At 68.5% G+C, this 17,834-nt stretch carries 17 protein-coding genes; 10 read left to right on the top strand and 7 right to left on the bottom strand.

Annotated features, from left to right (window positions below; genetic code table 11):
• Nucleotides 1–103: 103 nt before the first annotated feature.
• Nucleotides 104–547 carry an Lrp/AsnC family transcriptional regulator gene (locus tag NJ1_RS02820; protein ID WP_084477687.1) on the top strand — a complete coding sequence of 148 codons (444 nt, stop codon included), beginning with the start codon at nt 104–106 and terminating at the stop codon, nt 545–547.
• A gap of 54 nt (nt 548–601) precedes the next feature.
• On the opposite strand, the gene ald is transcribed toward NJ1_RS02820, so the two are convergent.
• Both ald and NJ1_RS02810 read right to left on the bottom strand, forming a co-directional pair.
• Nucleotides 602–1,708, bottom strand: coding sequence for an alanine dehydrogenase (gene ald / locus NJ1_RS02815; protein WP_067687082.1), 1,107 nt, complete (start codon nt 1,706–1,708; stop codon nt 602–604).
• A 187-nt stretch (nt 1,709–1,895) separates the two neighbouring features.
• On the bottom strand, nt 1,896–2,204 hold the full coding sequence (locus NJ1_RS02810; protein WP_157573711.1) for an ArsR/SmtB family transcription factor: 309 nt from the start codon (nt 2,202–2,204) through the stop codon (nt 1,896–1,898).
• 106 nt (nt 2,205–2,310) lie between these two features.
• On the opposite strand from NJ1_RS02810, the gene NJ1_RS02805 reads away from it, so the two are divergent.
• Nucleotides 2,311–3,186 carry an LLM class F420-dependent oxidoreductase gene (locus NJ1_RS02805; protein ID WP_084477686.1) on the top strand — a complete coding sequence of 292 codons (876 nt, stop codon included), beginning with the start codon at nt 2,311–2,313 and terminating at the stop codon, nt 3,184–3,186.
• 58 nt (nt 3,187–3,244) lie between these two features.
• Here NJ1_RS02805 and NJ1_RS02800 read toward each other — a convergent pair whose 3' ends face one another.
• The gene (locus NJ1_RS02800; protein ID WP_169813076.1) at nt 3,245–4,357 is read right to left on the bottom strand and encodes a pentapeptide repeat-containing protein; all 1,113 of its coding nucleotides are present in this window, start codon (nt 4,355–4,357) and stop codon (nt 3,245–3,247) included.
• A 112-nt stretch (nt 4,358–4,469) separates the two neighbouring features.
• Nucleotides 4,470–5,600 carry a glycosyltransferase gene (locus NJ1_RS02795; RefSeq protein WP_067687334.1) on the bottom strand — a complete coding sequence of 377 codons (1,131 nt, stop codon included), beginning with the start codon at nt 5,598–5,600 and terminating at the stop codon, nt 4,470–4,472.
• Between the two features lie 366 nt (nt 5,601–5,966).
• Between NJ1_RS02795 and NJ1_RS02790 the strand changes: the two genes are divergently transcribed.
• The 5 genes from NJ1_RS02790 (at nt 5,967) to NJ1_RS02770 (ending at nt 12,814) form a co-directional block, all read left to right on the top strand.
• Entirely contained in the window at nt 5,967–6,692 is a 726-nt protein-coding gene (locus NJ1_RS02790) for a FadR/GntR family transcriptional regulator (protein WP_067687072.1), read from the top strand.
• Between the two features lie 276 nt (nt 6,693–6,968).
• Nucleotides 6,969–8,516, top strand: coding sequence for an aldehyde dehydrogenase family protein (locus NJ1_RS02785; protein WP_157573710.1), 1,548 nt, complete (start codon nt 6,969–6,971; stop codon nt 8,514–8,516).
• A 9-nt stretch (nt 8,517–8,525) separates the two neighbouring features.
• Nucleotides 8,526–9,539 (top strand): hypothetical protein, encoded by a 1,014-nt coding sequence (locus tag NJ1_RS02780; RefSeq protein ID WP_067687066.1) that lies wholly within the window; start codon nt 8,526–8,528, stop codon nt 9,537–9,539.
• Nucleotides 9,540–9,551: 12 nt separating this feature from the next.
• Nucleotides 9,552–11,918 (top strand): GMC family oxidoreductase N-terminal domain-containing protein, encoded by a 2,367-nt coding sequence (locus NJ1_RS02775; protein WP_067687063.1) that lies wholly within the window; start codon nt 9,552–9,554, stop codon nt 11,916–11,918.
• A 71-nt stretch (nt 11,919–11,989) separates the two neighbouring features.
• Complete coding sequence (locus NJ1_RS02770) at nt 11,990–12,814, top strand: hypothetical protein (RefSeq protein ID WP_067687060.1); 825 nt, start codon at nt 11,990–11,992, stop codon at nt 12,812–12,814.
• Between the two features lie 23 nt (nt 12,815–12,837).
• Here NJ1_RS02770 and NJ1_RS02765 read toward each other — a convergent pair whose 3' ends face one another.
• The gene (locus NJ1_RS02765) at nt 12,838–13,299 is read right to left on the bottom strand and encodes a MarR family winged helix-turn-helix transcriptional regulator (RefSeq protein WP_067687057.1); all 462 of its coding nucleotides are present in this window, start codon (nt 13,297–13,299) and stop codon (nt 12,838–12,840) included.
• An 82-nt stretch (nt 13,300–13,381) separates the two neighbouring features.
• Between NJ1_RS02765 and NJ1_RS02760 the strand changes: the two genes are divergently transcribed.
• The 3 genes from NJ1_RS02760 to NJ1_RS02750 all read left to right on the top strand — a co-directional run bounded on the left by NJ1_RS02760 (nt 13,382) and on the right by NJ1_RS02750 (nt 15,291).
• Nucleotides 13,382–13,711 carry a rhodanese-like domain-containing protein gene (locus tag NJ1_RS02760; protein ID WP_067687055.1) on the top strand — a complete coding sequence of 110 codons (330 nt, stop codon included), beginning with the start codon at nt 13,382–13,384 and terminating at the stop codon, nt 13,709–13,711.
• 141 nt (nt 13,712–13,852) lie between these two features.
• Entirely contained in the window at nt 13,853–14,077 is a 225-nt protein-coding gene (locus NJ1_RS02755) for a hypothetical protein (protein WP_067687053.1), read from the top strand.
• A complete protein-coding gene (locus NJ1_RS02750) occupies nt 14,074–15,291 on the top strand; it encodes a hypothetical protein (RefSeq protein ID WP_067687049.1) in 1,218 nt (405 codons plus the stop codon). Before NJ1_RS02755 ends, NJ1_RS02750 begins: the two co-directional genes overlap by 4 nt.
• An 83-nt stretch (nt 15,292–15,374) precedes the next feature.
• Here the strand turns inward: NJ1_RS02750 and NJ1_RS02745 are convergent, their stop codons facing one another.
• Together NJ1_RS02745 and NJ1_RS02740 are read right to left on the bottom strand one after the other, a co-directional pair.
• The gene (locus NJ1_RS02745) at nt 15,375–16,559 is read right to left on the bottom strand and encodes a serine hydrolase domain-containing protein (protein WP_245717185.1); all 1,185 of its coding nucleotides are present in this window, start codon (nt 16,557–16,559) and stop codon (nt 15,375–15,377) included.
• Between the two features lie 211 nt (nt 16,560–16,770).
• Nucleotides 16,771–17,640 (bottom strand): NAD(P)-dependent oxidoreductase, encoded by an 870-nt coding sequence (locus NJ1_RS02740; RefSeq protein WP_067687043.1) that lies wholly within the window; start codon nt 17,638–17,640, stop codon nt 16,771–16,773.
• Nucleotides 17,641–17,834 lie beyond the last annotated feature (194 nt).

Here is a 17,834-nt window from a genome sequence, read left to right as displayed (position 1 = left end):
CTTTCCTCTGTGATCGGATGTCCTGCCGAATGATGTTCGGTAGAGTTCGCCCGTGAAGAAAGTTCCTTCGGCGACGCCCGCTGGTTCGACGCCCGCTGGTTCGATGTCCACCCCGATCGACGATATCGACCGGGTACTGCTGGAGCATCTCGCCCGCGACGGCCGGATGACGAACAACGCACTCGCCGCCGCCGCTGGTATCGCCCCGTCCACCTGTTTGGGACGGGTGCGCGGTCTCGTCGAGCGCGGCGTGATTCGCGGATTCCACGCCGATATCGATCCCGCCGCGCTGGGACGCGATCTGCAGGCCATGGTCGCGGTGCGATTGCATGCCGAGGCGCGCAGGCATCTGGCCGAATTCGGCGCGCAGATGAGGGGACTGGCGGAGGTGGAGAACGTGTACTTCATCGCCGGGGCCGACGATTATCTGATTCATGTCGCGACCGCCGATTCGAGTGGGCTGCGCGATTTCGTCCTGGACAACCTCAGTGCGCATCCGGCGGTCGCGCGGACCGAGACGATCCTGATCTTCGAACACGTGCGGTAGTGGCGGCCGAGTCGCCGGGAGCCGTCGACGGCCCGGCCACCACTCGCCGGATGGTCAACAGGCGAGGCTGTGCGCGGCGTAACCGTGCGTGGCGGCGACTTCCCCGGACAGCAGCGCGCCGGCGTGGGTGCTCAGACCCGCTGCCAGGCCCGTGTCCGCGGCGACGGCGGCCTGCCAGCCCCCATCGGCGAGGGCGATCGCGTAGGGGAGCGTGGCGTTGGTGAGGGCGACGGTGGAGGTGTGCGGGACCGCGCCGGGCATGTTCGCGACGCAGTAGAAGATCGAATCGTGCACCCGGTAGGTGGGATCGGCGTGCGTGGTGGGGTGCGAATCCTCGAAGCAGCCGCCCTGATCGATGGCGATGTCGACCAGCACCGAACCCGGCTTCATCTGGGCGACAAGATCGTTGGATACCAGTGTCGGGGCTTTCGCACCCGGGACCAGCACCGCGCCGATCACCAGATCGGCCTCCCGCACGAGATTTTCGAGCTCGAACCGGTTGGACATGACGGTGCGGACCCCGCCGTGGTAGAGGTCGTCGATCTCGCGCAGGCGTGCGATGTTCAGGTCCAGCACGGTGACCTCGGCGTGCATGCCGTGCGCGACGGCGATGGCATTACGGCCCGAGACACCCGCGCCGATCACCACCACCTCGGCCGGGCGAACCCCCGGCACGCCGCCCATCAGCACGCCGCGGCCGCCGCCGCTGCGCATCAGATGATAGGAACCCGCCTGCGGGGCAAGGCGTCCCGCGACCTCGCTCATCGGAGCCAGCAGCGGCAGCGAGCCGTCGCGGGCGGTGACGGTCTCGTACGCGATGGAGGTGACTCCGGCGGCGAGCAGGGCGTCGGTGCACTCCTTGGACGCGGCCAGATGCAGATAGGTGAACAGCAGCTGGCCCGAGCGCATGCGCGAATATTCCTCGGCGACCGGCTCTTTGACCTTCAGGATCAGCTCGGCGACGGCCCATACCTCGTCGGCGGTGTCCAGTACGCGCGCACCGGCATAGGCGTAGGAGGTGTCGTCGAAGGCGGATCCGATGCCCGCGCCGGATTCCACGAACACCTCGTGACCGCGTGCGACCAGCTCGTGCACCCCCGCAGGGGTGCAGGCGACGCGATACTCGTGGTTCTTGACCTCGCGGGGGATCCCGATCTTCATTCCACACTCCTGATGTCGCTCGACGGGTGGGCGCGTGCTGACGCCCTCTCAGGAAGTGAGTATGAAGATTATGCGAGATCAACACCATGAAGCTGAATATGATTCTCTATCTTGCCTTCACATCGTTCGAATAATCATTCGTCGCATGTACGAACGCGTGCCTATCGAAGCATCTTCGATGCCCGGCTCAGGGGCGCGGCTCGTTGAGGATCAGATCGAGCAGGCCGGGAAAGCGCTCGTCCAGCTCCTCGCGGCGCAACCGGTTCAGGCGCTTGGCTCCCGCATCGCGCTGCTCGATCAGTCCCGAATCGCGCAGGACAGTGAAGTGGTGACTCAGGGTCGCCTTGCCGACGGCGACATCGAAAGTGCCGCACGCTTTCTCGACCTCCTCGACGGCGAGCTGGCGGACGATCTCGAACCGCACCGGATCGGCGAGCGCGGCCAGGACGGACTGCAGCGAAGCGTCCCTGGGGTGGGTATGGGTCAGCGTGCGCATCGCGGCGACACCTCCAACTGTTTGATGAACATCGAACATGATGCTACTGTTCGATCCTGAACGAACAGTCTAGCCGGGTGTCACCACCGGAGGAGAGAAGGCTCGCATGACCATCGAGATCGGACGCATCGGAATCTGGGCACCGGTGTTCCTGTGGGCGCGAGACAATGGCGAATCGGCCTCGGCCGCAGCAGAACTCGACGCTCTCGGGTACGGCGCGATCTGGGTCGGCAACGAGGACGCCACACTGAACGCCGTGTCGGGGCTGCTCGATGCCACCGACCGGATCACCGTCGCCAGCGGCATCGTGAACATCTGGAACGCTCCCGCCGAGGCCCTCGCGGCCCGCTACGGCGAGATCGCCGGGCAGCATCCCAACCGGGCGCTGCTGGGAATCGGCAACAGCCACGCCCCGGCCGTCGGAACCGACTACGCCAAGCCGTACAGCAAGACGGTGCACTACCTCGACGAACTCGATGCCGCCGGTCTGCCCGCCGAGAACCGGCTCCTGGCCGCACTCGGCCCGAAGATGGTGAAACTCGCCGGGACCCGCACCCTCGGCGCACACCCGTTCCTGACCACCCCCGACCACACCGCCGAAGCGCGTGAGATCCTCGGCGCGGGACCGATTCTCGCGCCGGAGCAGAAGGTCGTGCTGGAGGGCGATCCCGCCACGGCCCGCGCCATCGCCCGCGGAAACATCGCCTACTACCTCGCGCTGCCCAATTACACGAACAACCTGCTCCGGATCGGATTCACCGACCAGGACTTCGCCGACGGCGGCAGTGACCGCCTGATCGACTATCTGGTCGCCTGGGGCGATGCGGACGCCATCCGCAAGCGCGTCGAGGAACACCTGGCGGCGGGGGCGGACCACGTCGCGGTCTCGGTTCTCACCGACGGCATGGTCCACGCCACCCCGGATCGCTGGCAGCTGCCCCGCGCGCAGTGGCGCGAACTGGCGCCGGTGCTGCTGGGGTGAGCTGAACCCTCACCCGTCTTCGCGCCGGGCCTGGGTCGCTGGTCATCGCATGCACGGCCTAGCGCGGCGGCTGTGTGACCGGACCAGCTGGATCGAGCACGCCTGCCGCCGCCTCCGGGCCACCGGCGGTCGGGACGAAACCGGCAGGCCATTCGGTGCGGGCATCGTAGAGAGCACCCGTGAGGTTGGCGCCGCGCAGCCGAATCCCGGTCGCCATCGACGGTCCCGTCGCCGGAACCGCCGGCTGCGTGGTGCCCCGGTCCGGACCGTCGGGACGCTCGATGGACTGATCGGGTCCGTAACTCTGTGCGCCCTTGGGTAACTCGAAAACCGAACCTCGAAGGTCGGCGAGGGTGAAATCCGCGTTGTCCAGCGTTGCGTCCTCGAGAAACGCACCCCTCAAGTTGGCGCTGGTCAGATTCGCGCCCGTCAGGTTCGAACCATTGAGCAAGGAGTCGGACAGAACTGCGGAATCGAGTACGGCGTCGGTGAGATCGGTCTTTTTCAGTCGCGCCCGAGCCAGGTCGGCGCGTTCGAGGTTCGCGCCGATCAGCCGCGCCGAGGACAGATCCGCGGACGACAGATTCGCGCGGTTCAAATCCACGTCGCGGAGGTTGGCGTCCTTCAAGTTCGCGTTCGCCAGGCAGGTTCTGGACAGATCGATTCGTTCCGGGCCTCCGACAGAGCGCCGGCCGATCACGGTGAGGGCAGCTTGGATGTGTACGGGAAAGACCATTTGTGCGGGGCTGCCGCAGTCCGCCCCGTCGGGCGCGTGCGTGCGCACGTACGCGCCGAGTACCTCGAAGATCGAGGAGCGGTCCGTCGGTGAGTCCGCCGCGAGGCGTTCGAGCAGATAGATGCCGCCGAGCTGAACGTCGAGACTGGTGCTGTTGCCGAGTTGTTCGACCGCCTTGGCGAAGCGTTCGGTGATCGTCGTCTGCCTGGTCAAGCCGAATTGGTCGTTGGTGGCGCGGAGGGATTCGTTGGTGAACCACAGTGCCGCGAGCGCGGCTACCGTGGTGACCATCGAGGCCAGTTTCGCCCAGCCACCCCAGCCGAAGAAGGCGCGGCCGGTCCTGCGTATCCGGGAGCGAGTGGTGTCCGGCGGGGTCAGGGCGCTGACGCGATTGAGCCTGCGTCGTGGGCCGGTCGGCCCCGATCGTGAAGTCACCGGTCGATGATCTATCAAAACGATTGCGGCGGGCGAATTCTCGTCCGGGCCACCGACCCCGCAGGACGCGAGTATCCGCCCTGGGCACCGGTCCCGGCGGGGGCCGCGTGCTTCAGGCGGAGCCGAGCAGATCGAGCATGCTGGAAACCGCTGCGGGCCACGTGAATTGCTCGGCTCGGTGGCGCGCTGCCTGGCGGCGCGCGAGAAGGGGGAGGGCCAGGACATCGGTGACGGCGGCGGCGAAGGCGGTGGGGTGGTCGGCGGCGATCGCGCCGCAGTCGGCCGTGACTATGTCCGCGAGTGCGGAGGAGCGGCTGGCCACGACCGGGGTTCCGGCGGCGAGGGCTTCGAGGGCGGCCAGGCCGAAGGTTTCGTGGGGGCCCGGCGCCAGGGAGACGTCGGCGGTGGCCAGCAGGGTCGCCAATTCGGTGCGGTCGGTGATGAACCCGGTGAAGTGCACGGCCGACAGGCCGTCACGCAGTGGCGGGATGGTGCGGGCGCGGCGTTCGAGGGCCTCGCGGCGCGGGCCTTCTCCGGCCACCACCAGGCGGGCGTCGAGACCGTTGCGGCGCAGGGCCGCAACGGCTTCGATGCTGCGATCCACTCGCTTCTCGACCGAGAGGCGGCCACAGTGCACCAGCAGCGGATAGTCCTCGACGCCGAGGTCGGTGCGCAGGCGCAGGTTGTGCCGGTCGGGCCGGAACATGTCGAGGTCGACGCCGAGCGGGACCAGCTCGATATTGGGCACATCGATGCGCTGGAACTCCTCGCGCGCGAATTGTGTTGTGCACACGACGATGTCGTAATTCCGGGCGGTGCGGCGATTGGCGATGTCGGCGGCCCGGCGGGCGGCGGGGCCGGGCAGGAACTGCCCGAGTAGCCGGTCCAGTCGCTCGTGGGAGATCATCACTCCCGCGACGCCGCGGCGGCGGGCCCAGAGCCCGAAACCGCGCAGGGTCAGGCGATCGGAGACCTCCAGGACATCGGGTCGCAGCCCGGAGAGGATATCCGCGACGCGGCGCGGGTGGGCGGCCCGGTATCCGCCGGTCCACGCAATCGCGGGGGCGGGCACGGTGATTCGCAGTACCCCCGAGGGCAAGAGCTCCTCGGCGCGTCGCGGTCCGGGCACGATCAGCACGACCTCGTGACCGGCGGCGACGTAGCCCTGGCCGAGATGATGCAGTGCGGTGCGAAGCCCCCCGGAGCGCGGACCATAGAAATTAGCCAGCTGAACTATGCGCACGACGCTGATCGTCCAGGGCACCGGGTTACCGGCGGCACCTCCACGACCAATTTCGTATGAACACCAGCGAAAGAACCGGTCGATCGAGTCTCCGGCTCGCCATTGCGCGTCACCCGGCCGGGCACTGCCGCGTCATCGTGTTCTGCGCCGCCACGCTCTGCGGCGCTCACGCGCCGTGATCCTCCTCGTACCTCGCCGCCCGGCCCGGCGGACCCGGTTGCGCACGCCGGTCACCGCCATCACCCAGCGCGCATGATCGCGGCGGTCCCGGTGCAGGAGAACCAGGCCGCAGCGTGGCGGGTAACGAGAGAGTGCGAACTGGTCTGGCCGCTTGACCTGTCATCGGGCCGCCCCTAGCGTCGGGGCATGGCATTCAAGCGGATCGACCGGCGCACGGTTCCCGACACGGTCTTCGAGCAGCTCGTGGGCGAGGTGCTGGACGGGGAACTCGCACCGGGCGCGGCGCTGCCGGCCGAGCGGCAGCTGGCCGAGGCGCTGGGGGTGTCGCGACCGACAGTGCGCGAGGCGCTGCAGCGGCTCGCGCACTCCGGTCTGGTGGAGGTTCGCCAGGGCGGATCGACCATGGTGCAGGATTTCCGGCGCACCGCCGGGATGGACATGCTGCCGCGGCTGTTGGTGCGCAAGGGCGAAATCGACCACGATGTCATCCGCTCGATTCTGGAGACGCGACGCGCGCTGGGCCGGGAGGTCGCCGCACTCGCGGCCGAGCGGGCCGCCGACGGTCTCGCCGATGTTCTCATGCAATCGCTGGAAGCCCTGGAGTCCGAACGAGATCCGGTCGGGCAGCAACTGCGTGCGATCGCCTTCTGGGATCTCTTGGTGGACGGCGCCGATTCGATCGTCTACCGGTTGCTCTACAACGACCTGCGGGCGGTCTACGAACCGGCTGTCGCGGCGCTGGCCGGGCTGATGGCTCCGGAGGTCGGCGATATCGACCGCTATCGCGCCCTGGGCGACGCGGTCCTCGACGGCGACGTGCAGGCCAGCCGCTCCGCCGCGGATCAGCTGCTCGCGATCTCCGCCGCGCAGTTCGACGCCTTCCGCCAGCAGGTCGCGCCCGCTCAGGCCTGACGCGCACGGACCACCCCTGTTGCTCGGGGTCGGCGTGTGTCTATATTGGTCTGACCACTTGGCCACCAGGCCAAAGTCCAGTGAGAGTTTCGACTAGGCGGTACCTGCATGACGCCCCTTCCGCAATCCCCACCCGAGTCCCCGAGCAGCGCAGCCACGTCGCCGGACGGTGTCCCGGAGTTCTCGTCCGGCGGGCCCGGGACGGCGCAGAACGCGCCCGACACACACGCCACGGAGGGCTCGCGTTCGACCGCGACCGTCGATCGACCCGCTTCGGTGACGACGCCGTCTTCGAGTCCGCCGTCTTCGAGTCCGCCGCCGAGCGAGATCCGGGCAGCGATCGGGGCCACCGAGCGGACAGCGGACGATTCGATTGCCCGGGCACGTGCGGCTCAGCCCGTCTGGGGTGCGCTGAGCGTCGACGAGCGCGTCCGGATACTCGAGCGACTGCCCACGATCCTGCTGGAGAATCTCGACCGCGCCGCCGACGCCATCACGGCCGAGAACGGCAAGCCGCGCGCGGAAGCCATTGCGCACGAACTGGTTCCGGCGATCGCCCTCACCCGCCACCACCTGGATGTCGCGGTCGAGATCCTCGGCCCGTCGCGGATCGCCTCACCGACCGCGCCCTACCGCACCGCCATGCGCACCCACCGCCCCTACGGGGTCATCGTCGCGATCGCACCCTGGAATCTGCCGTTCCTCATCCCGTTCAGCCAGGTGCTTCCCGCGCTGATCGCGGGCAACGCGGTCATTCTCAAGCCGTCCGAGCTCACCCCCGGCGTCGCCGCCCTGCTGGTCGATCTGATCGCGGCCTGCGGTCTCGGAGACGGCGTGCTGCAACTGGCCACCGGCGACGGCGCCCTCGGCGCGGAGTTGATCGACGCCCGGCCCGACAAGGTGGTGTTCACCGGTTCGGTGGCCACCGGGCGCAAGGTGATGGCCGCCGCGGCCCGATTCCCCATTCCGGTGGGACTCGAACTCGGCGGCGTCGACGCGGCGATCGTCCTGGACGATGCGGACCTGGAGTTCACCACCAGTGCGGTCGCCTGGGGCGCGACCTTCAACGGCGGTCAGGCCTGCTGCTCGATCGAACGCGTACTGGTGCACACAGATCTGCACGACGCGTTCCTGGCCCGCCTGCAGGACAAACTGCGGCGCATCGACACCCGCCGGGACCTGGCGCCCGCCATCGACGCACGGCAGGAGGCGATCTGGCATCGGCACCTCGAGGCCGCCCGCGAGTGCGGGCTCGAGGTCAGCGGTGGCGCGGCCCTGCGTGAACGCCGCTGCGCCCCGGCTCTGATCAGCGGCGACGCGGTCACCGACGCCGAGGTCTGGTCCGAGGAGACCTTCGGCCCGGTGGTCGCGGTCGCGCGCTTCGACTCCGACGAGGACGCCGTCGCCCTGCACAACGACACCCGCTACGGCCTCACCGCCAGTATCTTCTCAGCCGATACCACTCGCGCCCGCGCGCTGGCGCAGCGGCTCGACGCCGGGGCGGTGTCGATCAATGATGTTGCCGCCACCATGTATTCGACTCCCGAGCTGCCGTGGGGCGGCGTCGGACTCTCCGGATTCGGCCGCTCCCACGGCCCCGACGCACTGTTGGACGCGGTCTGGGTGCAGGTGATCGATTCCCCGCGCGGCCCGGCCTTCGGACCCAAACGTCCGTGGTGGTACCCGTACGGCCCGGAATTGGAAGACGCCATGCGCACCCTGGGCACCGCGATCGCCGCGCCCCGCCCGATCTCGCGCCTGCGCGGTTACGGCCGCGCCGGATACCAGTTGCTGAGCATGCTCAGCCGGCAACCCACACTCTGAGGACTCCCGATGACCGCTATCGCACAGAACAATCCACGTCTGACCCCCGGCACGAACCACGTGGAATCCTGGTTCGTCCGCGCCAACGATCCGCACTCGCCCCGTGCGATCTGGATCAAGGCCACGGTGCTGACCGGCAGTGACGGCACCGCGCTGGCTCAAGCCTGGTGCAGCGTGTTCGACGGACACCGCACCCACGCCTGGTGTCTCGACATTCCGCTCGAGGCAGCGCGTTTCGAGGCACACGCCATCGGCCAGGAGCTCGAGGTCGGACCGCTGCGGTTGTCGCTGACCGGTCGCGGCGGCGACTCCGGGGGCAAGCTGACGGACGACTCCTCGCGCATCGCCTGGGATTTCGCGTTCACCACCGATCCCGAGCTCGGCGCTCCGCTGTCCATGCTGCCGAGCGCCAGGCTCCTGGACGCGCCGGTGCCGAGCAACAAGCTCGTGACCCCGTTCCCGGTCGCGACGTTCACCGGTCAGCTCGAGTGGGACGGCGAACACTGGGATCTGACCGGCTGGCACGGCATGCAGGGCCACAACTGGGGTACCGAGCACAGTCCCGAATATGCCTGGGGCCAATGCGTTTTCACCGACTCCGGTGATGATCGGCCGTTCGCGATGATCGAGGCCGCCTCCGGCCGCACCCGCATCGGCGGGCGGATCTCGCCCCTGATCTCCATGTTGGTCGTGCGGCGCGGCGCGCAGGAGTATCGATTCGACCGGATCCTGGACCTGTGGCGGCAGCAACCGCGGCTGGACTTCCCGCGGTGGAGCCTGCGCATGCGCGGCCGCGACGGCACCGCCACGCTCACCATGACCGCGGATCCCGCGCAGATGGTGTGCCTGGCCTACCGCAATCCGGCCCGCGCCACCAGTTACTGCCTCAATTCCAAGACCGCGGCGGTCGCGGTGCACGTCGCCCCCGTCAACGGGAATGCCTTCGAACTGCGCAGCGAACACTGCGGCGCGCTGGAATTCCTGATGCCGCAGCCCGTTTCCGCCGTTCAGCCGATCGTCTGAGAGACCGCGAGCATGCCACTGACCTTCTTCGAAACCATGAGCGGCGAACTGTTCGACGCCGACGGGCACGCGCATCACGTCGCCATGGACCTGCGCTGTGAATCCGGGCGCGCACTGGGCTTCGTCACCAACGGCCGCGCCCGCATCACCGGGACGATCCGGGCCGCACCCTGGGTGGACGGGGCCGCGGCGGTCGGCACCCTGGTGGCGCTGCCGGTGACCAAACGGCTCATGACCTACGACATCGATTTTCGCGACCCCGAGGGCCGGGCGTGGCGGCTGACCGGGCGCAAGGATGTGCGCTGGCTGCGCCGCACCCAGGCGAGCCTGACCACGCTGGCGACCACTCTGTGGTGCGACGGACAGGAAATCGCGACCGGCCGAATGCAGTTCTTCGCCAACGACTATCCGAGTTTCCTGCGCTCGTTCCAGCCGTGGGTGTCGCTGCGTTCGGATCTGCCCGACGGCAGTCATCCGGAGGGCGCGTTCGGCACGGGAGCACGCGCGAGCCTGCACGCACTGGCCACGGTGCTGATCGAACCGGGCGGCGCGGTGCCGGACGTGGACTCGGCCACGATCGAACGCCTCGATGCCTACGTCGGCAATATGACCCCGCTCATGCAGTCCGGGCTGCGCCTGGCGCTACGCGCGCTGGAGGCCTCGGCGCGATCACGCCATCGAAAAGGACCGGCGGCGTTGACGGATGCGCAGCGCCGCACGCTGATCGCCGATGCCCGGCAGAGCCCGACCCTGCAGCACGCCGTCGACGCGATCGAAACACCGCTGCGAATAGCGCATTTCAGTGATCGCCGCTATCTGGACGCGCTCGGTGCACCGCGCTACCTCGACACCGTCCTGGAGCAGAAGCCGGGCTGGATGGTCAATGTGACACCGCCGGGGGAGCTCTCGCGCCACGAACAGCTCGACTGTGACGTCGTGGTGATCGGCACCGGCGCGGGTGGCGCGGCCGTGGCCGCCAAGCTCACCGAGCAGGGCGTGGGTGTGGTGCTGGTCGAGGAGGGGGAGTACGCGGGACGCGCGGAGTTCCGGGGTGAACTCGGTGACCGCACCCAGAAGTACTGGCGCGACGGCGGTTACAACCTGGCACTGGGCAATTCGGTACTGGGCATCAGCACGGGCCGGCTGGTCGGCGGGACCACCGCGATCAACTCCGGGACCGCGTTCCGCACCCCCGACGCGGTATTGCGCGAATGGCTCGCGCTGGGGTTCCCCGGCGATTTCGAACCTGCGGCGTTCCAGCGTTATCTCGACGAGGTCGAGGCCGAACTGGGGATCACCCACGCCGATCCGCGCTATCTCGGGCGGGTCGCGGACATCATCGGCCGGGGCGCCGATGTGCTGGGCGCGGTGCACGGGCCGCTGCCGCGCAATGCGGTCGGCTGTGACGGGCAGGGCCAGTGCGTGTACGGCTGCCCCACCGATGCCAAGCGCAGCACCAATGTGAGCTGGGTGCCGCGCGCGCTGAAGGGTGGAGCGCAGCTCTACACCGGCATGAGCGTGACCCGCCTGCTGCGCAACGGACAACAGGTGATCGGAGCGCTGGCCGAGGGGCAGGACGCGCACGGCGCGCCCCGGACCCTGGAGATTCGTTCGCGGGCGGTGGTGGTCGCCACCGGCACGCTCATGACACCACTGTTGTTGCGGCGCAACGGTGTCGATCTGCCGCAGCTGGGCCGCAATCTGTCGGTGCATCCCTCGCTCGGCGCGGTCGCGATGATGCCGGACGCCGGTTCGCCGTGGTCCGGGATTCCTCAGGGTTATCACGTGAGCGGGCTGGGGGATCCGCTGGTGACCTTCGAGGGCGTGAACATCGCGCCGCAGTTCGCGGCCGGTGTACTGCCGTTCCACGGAGCTCGCCTGACCGAATGGATGAACGACTGGACTCGCACCGAGCAGTTCGGGGCGATGGTGCGCGATACCGGCGTGGGCAGTGTGCGGCACGGTCCGGGTGGGCGAACCCTGGTGCGCTACAACCTGACTCCGCGCGTGCATGCCGCGCTGCAGCACGCGTGCGCGGGCCTGGCGGAGCTGTTCCTGCACGGCGGGGCACAGGCGGTGGCGCTGCCGATCGCGGGGATGCCGCCCATTCGCACGCTCGAACAGGCGCGGGCGGTCGCGGAGACTCCGCTCTCGCCCCGGCAGTTCCGGATGATGGGGCCGCATCCGCTGGGCACCGCGCGGATGGGGCGCGACGCGCGCACGGCCGTGGTGGATTTCGAGAATCGCGTCTTCGGCACGAACGGGCTGTACGTGGCCGACGGATCGGTGGTGCCGACGTCGCTGGGCGTCAATCCGCAGGTCACCATCATGGCCTTCGCGCTGCGCGCGGCCGATGTCATCGCCGCCGACCTGCGCTGAGTTGTGGCGCGGGAACGCGCGTGTCGAGGCTGGCCACCGCGGGGGTGGCGGTAGTCGCTATCTTCGTACCCATGGCCAAGATCGCGCGGCGGAACGCCGGTGCTCTGGTTGCCCTGGCAGCCTGCACACTACTGACCGCCTGCAATATCGACGACGACCACGCCGGTCTCCCCGAGACCGACTCACCGCGGGGCAAGAGCACCACATCGGTAGTCCCGCAACCGAGTTCGACGACAAATGTCCCGGTCGTCACGACCACGACCACGACCCCGCCGCCGGTCACCGTCGCGGTGGGTGAGGTCGCGGGCAATGCGAAGGCGGCCGCCGCGCTGGAACCGTGGGTGCGGGACCTGGTCTCGCTCGATCTCGATCAGCTGGTGCGCAAATGCTGGACCGTCGATCCGGATGTCGCCCGGGAGATGTACGCCGACAAGGACGGCATTCTCGCGGCGGTGGCCGAACCCGGCATCGACGGGCAGTTCGCGGTCAGCTGGAAGGGCGCGACCGAGACCGTCAGCGTCAAGCGCACCGAAATCGCTTCGGGTTACGCATGTCCCCGGGTCACCACGCCGGGCGTGACGAACGGATACACCGTCGCGGACGCCCGCTACGCCGTGTTCCGCTATCTCTCGCGCTGGGTCGGCAAGCCGGTGGACCCGAACGACGTCGAGGGCAGGTACCCGCTGGTGTGCGCCGGATCGGTGCTGTCCAACAACCCCGGAAAGCTCACCGGCAGTACGGCATTCACCAACAGCGAAATGACCTCCGAGAAGACCGGTCGCGACAGCGTGGAGATCACCGTCCCGGTGACGAACTCCTCGGGCGTGACCCAGTCGACGAGCTTCACCCTCGCCATCGGCTCGGAAGGCTACTGCATCAACAACATCGGCAACTGAGTATGTCGTGCGCGCCGCGGCGGCTACGGAATCGTCGGGGCCGGTAGGTCGTTCGGGCCCAGGACCTTGCGCAGTGCCGCGGTGACCGCTTCGAGTTCGTCCCGATTCAGGCGGGCGGCGAATCGCTGTTCGATGCCCGCGAGGTAGCGGGGCGCGGCGTCGCGGAATTTCGCGCGGCCGGCCTCGGTGATGGCGACGAAGGCGGAGCGGCCGTCGTCGGGGTTGGATTCGCGGCGCACCAGTCCGTGCGATTCGAGTTCGGTGACCAGCCTGCTGACCCGGGTGCGGCTCAGGACCACGCGCTCACCCAGGTCGCTCATGCGCAAGTGATCGATGCCGTCGAGTTCGAGCAGCACGTCGTACCACGCCAGGGGTAGACCCGCCCCGCGCCGCAGGTCGCCGTCGAGGGCGGGCACGAGTTGAGCGTGTACGCGCAGCAGGGCGGACCAGGCGGCGGCCGGGGAGCCATCGGGAAAATGCGGCATCGGGCCAGTCTACCCACTTGCGTGCGCGCGCACGCATTTAGTAGCGTGTGCACGCACCTAAATTTCTACGGAAGGCACGACCATGACGACACTCATCACCCGCGACGAACTCGAGCGCGAGATCGCGGCGGGCACGGTGACGGTGCTCGACACCCTCGGCGGGGCGTACTACGCGCGGGCCCACCTGCCCGGCGCGATCGAACTCGTCGAGCACGACGTGGAAACCCGTGCACCGCACCTGCTTCCCGACCTCGACGCCCCCGTCGTCACCTACTGCTCGAATCCCGCGTGCGGCAACAGCCAGGCGGTCGCAACCAAGCTGGAAGCGCTGGGCTACACCAATGTTCGCAAGTACCGTGAAGGCATCCAGGATTGGAGCGAGGCGGGCCTGACCGTCGAATCGGCCGGCTGAATTCGAGCGCGCCGACCGCGGGTGCACCCCGGACCGCGGTCGGCCATCGCAGCTTCCTGCACTGGCGCTGTGCCAATGATCTTGGTACACCTTTGTGTACGTGCAAGGGGTGATCCGGGTCATGCCGGAGAACGGGGACGAATGATGGACGCCAGAGCCGCACTCGAGCAGGAATTGGGCGGGCCGCTGGCTTCTCTCGATCTGCTGTCGGATGCCGAAACGGCCGATCTGCTGGAGGTTTTCCGGCAGGCGCAGCGCAGCGAGACCGCCGCCATGGTCGAGGCCGTCGACAAGACCGTCAGCGCACTGCCCTGGCCGCTGAGCACCGCGGCCAAGAAGATCATGTTCGGAAACAAACTGGGATGAGCGATCTGGTCACCCGGGCACAGATCACGCTGCTGTCCCGGACGCTGCACGTCTCGGAGGAACGGCTCACCCACCTCGAGAAGCTGGGTGCGGCGAATCTGCACGAACTTCAGGAACGCATGGCGAAAGCGATCTTCGCCCAGCACAATTCGACGTTCTCCCGGCTCAGCATGCTGGTGCCGGTGATTCCGCTGAGCATATCGATGCCACTGGTGCAGCGCGTCGTGCCGCCGCTCATCGCGGGCCGCGCCGCCGGTGCGATCGGCGTGGATCATCCGAAGAAGGCCGCCGAGGCCGTGACCATGCTGGATCCGTCCTATGCCGCGGCCGCCGCTCCGTACATGGATCCGCACAGCGTCGGACAGCTCGCCGACATCGCACCGGTGCAGCCGGTCATGAAGATCGTCAACGAGCTGCTGCGCCGCGGCGATCACGTCACCGCCGGACCGTTCCTGGCTTATGCCACACCGGAATTGGTGCGTGCGGTGGAGACCGACGTGCAGGACGACGAGGGCCTGGTGCGGTCCGCCTCCTACGCCTATTCGGGCGAGAACATCAGCGTCATCCTGCGGCATCTGCTGACCGGGACGCGGGTGCCGCGACTGGTGCGCACCATCCTGCAGGGCTCGACGGAATTGCGGCTCGCAGCACTGTCGGTGTTCGCGCGCTGCGATACCGATGTGGTGGTCGCGATCGGTGACATCATTTTCGAGCTCGGGTCGGCCGACGAGATCGCGGACCTCACCGGCACCTTCATCGACGCGGGCGTGGTATCGGAAACCCTGCGCTTCGTCGGTCAGTTGAGCCCCTCGGCCCTGGACCTGCTGGCGGCCAATCCCGTCATCGCCGACCCCGACGCCATCGACACGATAGCGAGCGCGGTCGACGGCAGCATCGAACCGGCCATCTGGCGGGGCCTGCTCGAACTGGCCGAGCGCACCACCCCTCCCATCGCCCGGCGAATCGGGAACACGGTGTCGCACTTCGAGACCGCCACACTGGCACAGTTGCCGACCGTCCTGTCCACCTCGCACCTGTGGCCGCCGATGCTGAAGGTGCTGGCCACGGCCGAACCCGACGCGCAGTCACGGATCGGGGAGGTGTGGTCGGCGCTACCGGCGCTCGAGCGCAACGAGATCGAGCAGCGGGTCGCGGATCTGGGCTTGGGCGATGAGCTGACGACGTTGTCCGCGACACTGCAGATCACGCACTGAGCGCGGTGGGCCTGCCGGGCATCCTCGGCAGGCCCACTCGCCATCGCCCGCTCACGCAGGCCCACTGTCGAATTCGCGGGCGATCAGACCGCCTCGGGCAGCTCGATGCGGGTGCTGTGCGTGGCCGTGGCGGCCCGCACGATCGCGGTGAGCAGGCCGAGCATCGCGACCTGATCGCGCGGGAGGCGGCGCGCCTCGGGCGTCCAGTTGTGCACGAAGCCGACGGCCAGGCCGCTGGCCGGATCCACCCATCCGCCCGATCCCGCGAAGCCGAGGTGGCCGAAACCGTTCGGGGCCCCGGGAATCGGGAGCGAGTGGTAGCCGAGCCGCCAGCCCATCGGCAGCAGCAGATTGCGGTCCGGCAGCAGCGTCTGGATCTGGGAGACGGCGCGCACGCGACGCCGCGAGATCAGTGGGCTCTCCACCGCGAGCACGTTGTAGACCGCCGCGATCGCGCGGGCGGTGAAAACACCGTTCGCCGAAGGCATCTGGGTGTTCAGGATGGCGGGATCGGCCCCGTTGAACATGGTTTCGATGCCGGTGGCGTGGATGGAACGAATGAATCCGGTGCCGGGGCCGGGCAGGCGGCTGGCGGTCGCGAGTACCGCTGCCGCGCGGGGAATCCCCAGCGGGATCTGCGATCCGTGCGAGCCGGCCACCGTGGTGCGGGACCCGGTGGGCGGCTTGCCGAGATACAGACCCTCGATCCCGAGGGGGTCGGCGAGTTCGGTCCGGTACAGCTCGGCCATGTCCTTGCCGGTCACCGCGCGAGCCAGGCCCGCGGCCAGCCACCCGACGGTGAGCGCGTGGTAGGCGGGCAGGCCGCGCAGGCGATCCGGGCGCGCGGCGGCGAGCCGTTCCTCCATGAGCCGGTAGTCGAGCAGGTCCTCCACGCGGCGGGCCAGCGGTCCGGTGCGGGCCAGTCCGGCGCGATGGGTGAGCATTTCGGCGACCGTGATGTGCTGCTTGCCGTTCGCGGCGAATTCCGGCCAGTACCGCGCGACCGGTGCGTGGTAGTCGATCAGGCCGCGTCCGGCCAGGATGTGCAGGACCGTGGACGTGACGCCCTTGGAGGTGGAGTACGAGAGCGCGGCGGTGTTCTCCTGCCACGGCGCCGTGCCGTCGGCGTCGGCGGTGCCGGTCCACACGTCGACCACCTTGCGGCCTCCGTGGTACACGGCCAGTGCGCCGCCGCCGCGCTGATCAGCGAAAAGTCGCTGGAAACCCCGTACCGCACCCGCATACTCCGATGCGGCCGCGCCGCGCACGGCGGGTTGTTCCGTTCCTGGGTCCGAACCTCGTCGACCTGATTGAGACACCATTGCGAACCCCACTGTCGTCGTTGACAATCCCGATACGGGCATCGGGACTCTCCACGCTACGTCCTCGAGGCCGGGGTCCGACAGATATCCGCGGCCAAATCTGGCACGGGAGCGCCACAATATGGCCGCGGAACCGGGCCGGAGACCCGGCGCGCCCTCAGCGCAGGGCCTCGATCGTGCGCGCGAACGCCTGGGTTCCGTGGCCGTCGCGCACCTGACGATCCACGATCCGGGCGACCGGGGCCAGGAGTTCCGGTGAGATGCCGCATTCGTGGCTGGCCCGCACTATCGCGTCCAGGGCGCTGTTCTGGAACGCGAGATGCTGCACCTGCGCGCGGTAGTCGCCGGAGTCGATGACCGCACCGTAGGCGGGCAGGCTCTGCGCCATCGCCGTGATCCAGTGCGCGGCGCGGCGACCGAAATCCGACGCGCTGATTCCCGCCGTCCCGGCCATCGCCGCACCGTGGAAGTACCCCGCGAACATCGTGTACATGCCGGACAGCAGCGCGAAGTCGATCAATGCGGCTGTGCCGGCGTCGGTCCCGTGGTATTCGGCGGCCCCGAGCAGTTCCAGTGCGGGCCGGTGCCGTTCGAACACCGCCTCGGACCCGCTGTAGAGGATCCGCGCGTGTTCGGTCCCGATCATCGGCGGCACGGCCATGATCCCGCCGTCCAGGAAGTCGATCCGATGTGTCGCGGCCCATGCCGCCAGTTCCCGCGATTCCTCGGGGGTGGTGCTGGTCAGGTTGATCCACTGCCGCCCCGAGAGCCGATCCGCGACCGGTTCGAGCGTCTCGCGCACCGACCCGTGATCAAGCAGCACCGAGACGATCACCCCGTCTCCGCGAATCGCCTCACCGACCGAGGCTGCCGAAACAGCCCCCGCCGCAACCAGATCCGCGTCCTTGCCCCCTGTGCGATTCCACACCGTGGTGTGTACGCCCGCCGTCACGAGCGCAGTCGCCAGCGCCTGCCCCATCGCACCGAGGCCGAGCACGGTCACCGCACTGTGCTGATTGCCGGTCATGAAAACAACTCCCTGTCACTCGATTCCGATTCGCTCGGCGCGCCGCAATCGAGAGTGCTCCAGGGCAGGTGGTGCCACAAGTACCCACTATTTTCTCGGGTACTTACCTTTTCGTCAGCATCGAGCTCACACGCCGTCACCCGGCGGGCGCGGTCAGCAATGTCCGCTCGCGCGTCCCACAGACCGGGACCGAA

The organism is Nocardia jejuensis NBRC 103114 (assembly GCF_001613145.1).
Lineage (GTDB): Bacteria > Actinomycetota > Actinomycetes > Mycobacteriales > Mycobacteriaceae > Nocardia > Nocardia jejuensis.
Note: the sequence above shows the minus strand (reverse complement) of the source record. Positions and strands in the feature narration are given on the sequence as shown.